The organism is Burkholderia sp. Se-20378 (assembly GCF_017104665.1).
In the GTDB taxonomy this organism is placed as follows: domain Bacteria; phylum Pseudomonadota; class Gammaproteobacteria; order Burkholderiales; family Burkholderiaceae; genus Burkholderia; species Burkholderia lata.
In genome coordinates, this window is the sequence record NZ_JAAGPG010000528.1 from 1 (window position 1) to 5714 (window position 5714).

3 protein-coding genes and 1 pseudogene are annotated in these 5714 nt (G+C 67.7%); 3 read left to right on the forward strand and 1 reads right to left on the reverse strand.

What is annotated here, in order from left to right:
* Positions 1-417 (reverse strand): annotated as a pseudogene (locus G3N93_RS32935) (ornithine cyclodeaminase family protein); the annotation flags it as partial.
* A 379-nt stretch (positions 418-796) separates the two neighbouring features.
* On the opposite strand from G3N93_RS32935, the gene G3N93_RS32940 reads away from it, so the two are divergent.
* The 3 genes from G3N93_RS32940 to G3N93_RS32950 all read left to right on the forward strand — a co-directional run.
* The gene (locus G3N93_RS32940) at positions 797-1576 is read left to right on the forward strand and encodes an ABC transporter substrate-binding protein (RefSeq protein ID WP_174931072.1); all 780 of its coding nucleotides are present in this window, start codon (positions 797-799) and stop codon (positions 1574-1576) included.
* A 67-nt stretch (positions 1577-1643) separates the two neighbouring features.
* Positions 1644-2888 carry an FAD-binding oxidoreductase gene (locus G3N93_RS32945; RefSeq protein WP_206124548.1) on the forward strand — a complete coding sequence of 415 codons (1245 nt, stop codon included), beginning with the start codon at positions 1644-1646 and terminating at the stop codon, positions 2886-2888.
* A gap of 485 nt (positions 2889-3373) precedes the next feature.
* The coding region (locus tag G3N93_RS32950) for a hypothetical protein (RefSeq protein ID WP_206134833.1) at positions 3374-5714 on the forward strand (2341 nt) is incomplete at its 3' end.

The following is a 5714-nucleotide window of genomic DNA, read 5'->3' on the forward strand; positions in this document are numbered from 1 at the left end:
GCCGACGATCGCGAGATGACGCGCGTCGCGCGGTGCGAGGCAGTCGACCGCGAGCGCGGTCGTGCCGGCCGTGCGCTCGACGGTCAGCAGCCCTGCGTCGCACCACATCAGCGGCTGGCCCGTGCGCATCGACATCAGCGCGGTCCACGCAGTGACGATCGGCTTGCCGCCCGTCACGACATACGGCGACAGCTTCGCGCCGAATACCTGCGCATCGGCGAGCGCGCCGAGATACGTGATGAAGTCGCCGGCCTGGTCGGGAAACAGCGTGAGCGTTTGCGGCGGCTGCACCGCGCGCGTCGCGGCGAGCGACGCGAACATGTTGCGCAACGTGCCGAGCACGTCGAGCGACGGCAGGGCCGCGCGCACCGCGGCTTCGTCGACGGTCAGCGGCAGGGTCGGGGCGGTTTGCGTCATGGGGACATCTCCGGTCGGGGCTGGACAGGACCGTCTCGATCGACGGCGTCCGGCGGTGTTCGTGATGGACGAAAAGTCTAATATAGACAATCAAAATCGGGAGAATTTTTCTTTTCGAGACTTCGTGTCGTCGCGCGATTCGAAAAAAACGCCGGTAAATCAAAGGCATTCATGTTGGGTGGCGAATTTTGGACGTCGCGCATCGGGGCACGATTCTCGTATCCCCTATAGTCTATAGTAGACTTTGAGTCTATATTTCGCGTGCAGGACACGACGCGTCGCCGCGTGGCGGCCATCTGCTTCGAATGCCGATCCGGCGCCCGGCCGGGGCCGTCGTGTACCGATCTTCATCGCCTCAATCCGGAACGGAAGGACCGTCATGAACTGGAAGCTCTCCCTTTGCGCCGCTGCGGCGCTTGCCTGCGCGGCCGTCACGGCCCATGCGGAACAGACCACGTTGCGCTTCGGGATCGAAGCCGCCTATCCGCCGTTCGAGAGCAAGACGCCGGCCGGCCAGCTGCAGGGTTTCGACGTCGACATCGGCAACGCGGTGTGCGCGAAGCTGAACATGAAATGCGTGTGGGTCGAGAATTCGTTCGACGGCCTGATCCCGGCGCTGCAGGCGCGCAAGTTCGACGCGATCAACTCGGCGATGAACATCACGTCGAAGCGCCGGCAGAGCATCGACTTCACGCCGGCGATCTACGTGGTGCCGATCGTGATGATCGCCAAGCACGGTTCGCCGCTGCGGCCCGACGTCGCGAGCCTGCGCGGCAAGCACGTCGGCGTGCTGCAGGGCTCGTCGCAGGAGGATTTCCTGAAGGCGCACTGGGCCACTGCGGGCGTGGCCGTCGTGTCGTACCAGGATCAGGACCAGATCTACGCCGATCTCGTCGCGGGTCGCCTCGACGCGGCCGTGCAGGAAGCGCAGACCGCGCAGGACGGTTTCCTCGACAAGCCGGCCGGCCGCGACTACCAGATCGTCGGCGAGCCGCTGAAGGATCCGGCGACGCTCGGCGAAGGCACGGGTTTCGGGATGCGCAAGAACGACAAGGCGCTGCAGGCGAAGATCGTCGGCGCGCTCGACGCGCTGAAGAAGGACGGCACGCTCAGCGCGCTGTCGCAGAAGTACTTCAAGCGCGACATCGTCGCGAAGTAATCACCGCCGTGCGCCGGCCGCCGCGCCGGCGCGTGTCGCATCGAATCTCGACGCAGTACGGGGAACCATGGATTTCGACGTCATCGTTCTGGGGGCAGGCATCGTCGGCGTGTCGTCGGCGCTGCATCTGCAGGATCGCGGGCTGCGCGTCGCGCTGGTCGACCGGCGTGCGCCCGGCGAGGAAACGAGCCACGGCAATGCGGGGCTGATCGAGCGCTCGTCGGTCGTGCCGTACGCGTTTCCGCGCCGGCTCGGCACGCTGCTGCGCTATGCGCGCAACCGCTCGGTCGATCTCTACTGGGACTACCGTGCGCTGCCCGCCTATGCGGGCTGGCTCGCGCGCTTCTGGCGCGAATCGTCGCCGCAGCGGCTCGCGGCCGCCGCGCGCGACCTGTTGCCGCTCGTCGCGGCGAGTGTCGTGGAGCACGACGCGCTGCTCGCGCGCACCGATGCCCAGCCGCTCGTGCACGACGGCGGGTGGATCGAGGCGTTCCGTTCGCCCGCGCTGTTCGATGCGGAAACCCGCGCGCAGCAGCGCGTGGCCGACGCGCACGGGTTGAGGATGACCGTGCTCGACGCACGTGCGTTGCGGGCGCGCGAGCCCGGCGTCAGCGACGCGTTCTGCGGCGCATTCCACTGGCAGGACCCGAAGACCGTGTCGAGCCCGGGCGGGCTGACCAAGGCCTATGCGCGGCTGTTCGAGCGCGACGGCGGCACGTTCGCGCTTGGCGATGCCAGGACGCTCGTGCAGGTGGATGGCGGCTGGCAGGTCGGGTCCGAACACGGGCCGATTTCGGCACGCTCGGCCGTGGTTGCGCTCGGGCCGTGGTCCGATCACGTCTTCGCGCCGCTCGGCTACCGGATTCCGCTGCGCGCGAAGCGCGGCTACCACATGCATTACCGGCCGACGCGCGCGCCGTTGAACGTGCCCGTGTGCGATACCGAGGAGGGTTTCGTCGTCGCGCCGATGGAAGGCGGCCGTCTGCGGCTCACGACCGGCGTCGAGATTGCGCTGCGCGGCGCACCGCCGACCGGCGTGCAGCTCGCGCGCGCCGAGCCGCTGGCACGCGATGCGTTCGGCATCGGCGAGCGGCTCGATCCCGAGCCGTGGCTCGGGATGCGACCGTGCACGCCCGACATGCGCCCGGTGATCGGGCCCGCGCCTCGCCATCGCCACCTGTGGTTCGCGTTCGGCCATTGTCATCACGGGCTCACGCTCGGCCCCGCAACCGGACGCCTGCTCGCCGAAATGATGACGGGCGCACCGACCTATATCGATCCCCATCCGTACCGCCCCGCGCGCTTCGGTTGATCCGGCGGCGCGCGCGGCGTCGCGCGCGCCGGCCTTCACAATGTTTCAGTCTGCTATCCGAATTACCGGAAATCACGCAATCGGAAATGATCTGCGTAATCGGCAAGAAAGATAATCGCGAAATAAAGAAAATCAGCAAATCGGCGATTTATCAATGCATTTTCATATTGCTGAAATGCGTAATGGGCCGCTGCTCATGACGGGGTAGTGCGCCGTCGCGGCGGGTGTTCCCGTGTTACGCGGAATGTACCGGAACACGTTACCACGGGGCTCGCAAACGTTACGTTACATCCGTGTTCCGTCGGCCTTTTTCATCAGACGATTCCGGCGCCCGGGCCATGCATTTCGTCTGAAATCGATTAAAAAAGGCGTTATTGCCCGTCAATAGGCAGACGAATCAATCCCGTTTTTGGAATTGGCACACTTCGTGCAATCCGTCCCCATGCTTAATCAACGTTGTGCCAACCGAGATGGGGAAAATAAAGATGGGACACAATCTGAAATTGACGGGTGTGGCGCTGTCGGTCGCGACGGTGTTCGGGGTACTGGCTTCGGGTTCCGCGATGGCGGGGGCCCTTGATGTGCTGCCGATTCCGCAAGTAATCGTCAACCCGCCGACGAACAGCGTGTCGGTCGGGTTGGTCGCGACGGGTACGTCGCCGCTGGGCTCGGTCACCGTGGCGGCAGGCGGGGCGGGCGCGATCCAGACGTCGCTTGGCGACCCCGGCCAGGTGCTGTCGGGCGCCGTGGGGGCGGTGACGGGCGCACTCGGCGGTGGCGGCGGCACGGTACAGCCGCTCGCGCCGGTCCAGGGCGTGCTGAATCAGGTGACGGGTGCGCTGAGCGGCGGCAACCCGGCGGGTGCGTTGACCGGTGCGCTGAATACGGCGACGGGGACGCTGAGCAATGCGGTTGGCACGGTAACGGGGGCACTGGGTAATGTCGGCGGCGGGTCGAACCCGCTGGCGCCGGTTCAAGGTGTGGTCAATCAAGTCACGGGTGCACTCGGCGGCGGCAACCCGGCTGGTGCGTTGACGGGGGCGCTTGGCACGGTCACGGGTGCGCTGGGTGGTATCGGCGGTGGTTCGAACCCGCTGGCGCCGGTTCAAGGCGTGGTCAATCAAGTCACGGGCGCGCTTGGTAGCGGCAACCCGGCCGGTGCACTGACCGGCGCACTCGGCACGGTGACGGGCGCACTGGGCGGTATCGGTGGCGGCTCGAGCCCGCTGGCGCCGGTTCAAGGCGTGGTGAATCAAGTGACGGGTGCGCTTGGTGGCGGTAACCCGGCTGGTGCACTGACCGGCGCACTCGGCACGGTCACGGGTGCACTGGGCGGTATCGGTGGCGGCTCGAGCCCGCTGGCGCCGGTTCAAGGCGTGGTCAATCAAGTCACGGGTGCGCTCGGTAGCGGTAACCCCGCTGGCGCACTGACTGGCGCACTCGGCACCGTTACGGGCGCACTGGGTGGTATCGGCGGTGGTTCGAACCCGCTGGCCCCGGTTCAAGGTGTCGTCAATCAAGTAACCGGCGCGCTCGGCAGCGGCAACCCGGCAGGCGCACTGACCGGTGCACTCGGCACGGTGACGGGCGCACTGGGCGGTATCGGCGGCGGATCGAACCCGTTGGCGCCGGTTCAAGGTGTCGTGAATCAAGTCACGGGCGCGCTCGGCAGCGGCAACCCGGCAGGCGCACTGACCGGTGCACTCGGCACGGTGACCGGCGCGCTGGGTAATGTCGGCGGCGGTTCGTACCCGCTGGGGGCGGTTCAAGGCGTCGTCAATCAAGTCACGACGGCCCTCAATAACGGCAACCCGGCTAGTGCATTGACGGGCGCACTCGGTACGGTGGCGGGTGAACTCGGCGCGGGCAATCCGGCAGGCACGGTGACGGGTGCGATCGGCAACGTGACCGGGGCACTGGGCGCATTGGGCGCCATCGGTGGCGGTGCGGATCCGCTGGCCCCGGTTCAGGGCGTCGTGAATCAAGTGACGGGCGCGCTCGGCAGCGGCAACCCGGTTGGTGCACTGACCGGCGCACTCGGCACGGTCACGGGCGCACTGGGGGGTATCGGTGGCGGCTCGAACCCGCTGGCACCGGTGCAAGGCGTGGTGAACCAAGTGACGGGCGCGCTCGGTAGCGGCAACCCGGCCGACGCACTGACTGGCGCACTCGGCACGGTCACGGGCGCACTGGGTGGTATCGGCGGTGGTTCGAACCCGCTGGCGCCGGTGCAAGGCGTCGTGAATCAAGTGACGGGCGCGCTCGGCAGCGGTAACCCGGCCGGCGCGCTGAGCAACGCGGTCAACACGATCACGGGCACGCTCGGCAACGTCGGTGGCGCGGGGAGCCCGCTCGCACCGGTGCAAGGCGTCGTCACGCAACTCGCGGGCACGCTCGGCAACGATCCGGCCAGTGGGCTGACGAACGCGCTGAACTCGGTGACGGGTGCGCTCGGCGGCGCGAATCCGCTGGCGCCGGTGCAAGGCGTCGTGAACCAGGTCGTCGGCACGCTGTCCGGCGCCGGTGGCGGCAGCCCGATCGCGCCGATCACGAACCTCGTCAACGGCCTGCAGAACGCGCTGCCGACGGGTGGCAACGCAGCCGGCGCGCTGACCGGCGCACTCGGCTCGGTCACGGGTGCACTCGGCAACCTCGGCGGCTCGAACCCGCTGGCGCCGGTGCAGGGTGTCGTGAACCAGGTCGTCGGTACGCTCGGCAACCTCGGTGGGTCGAACCCGCTGGCGCCGGTGCAGGGCGTCGTGAACCAGGTCGTCGGTACGCTCGGCAACCTCGGTGGGTCGAACCCGCTGGCGCCGGTGCAAGGCG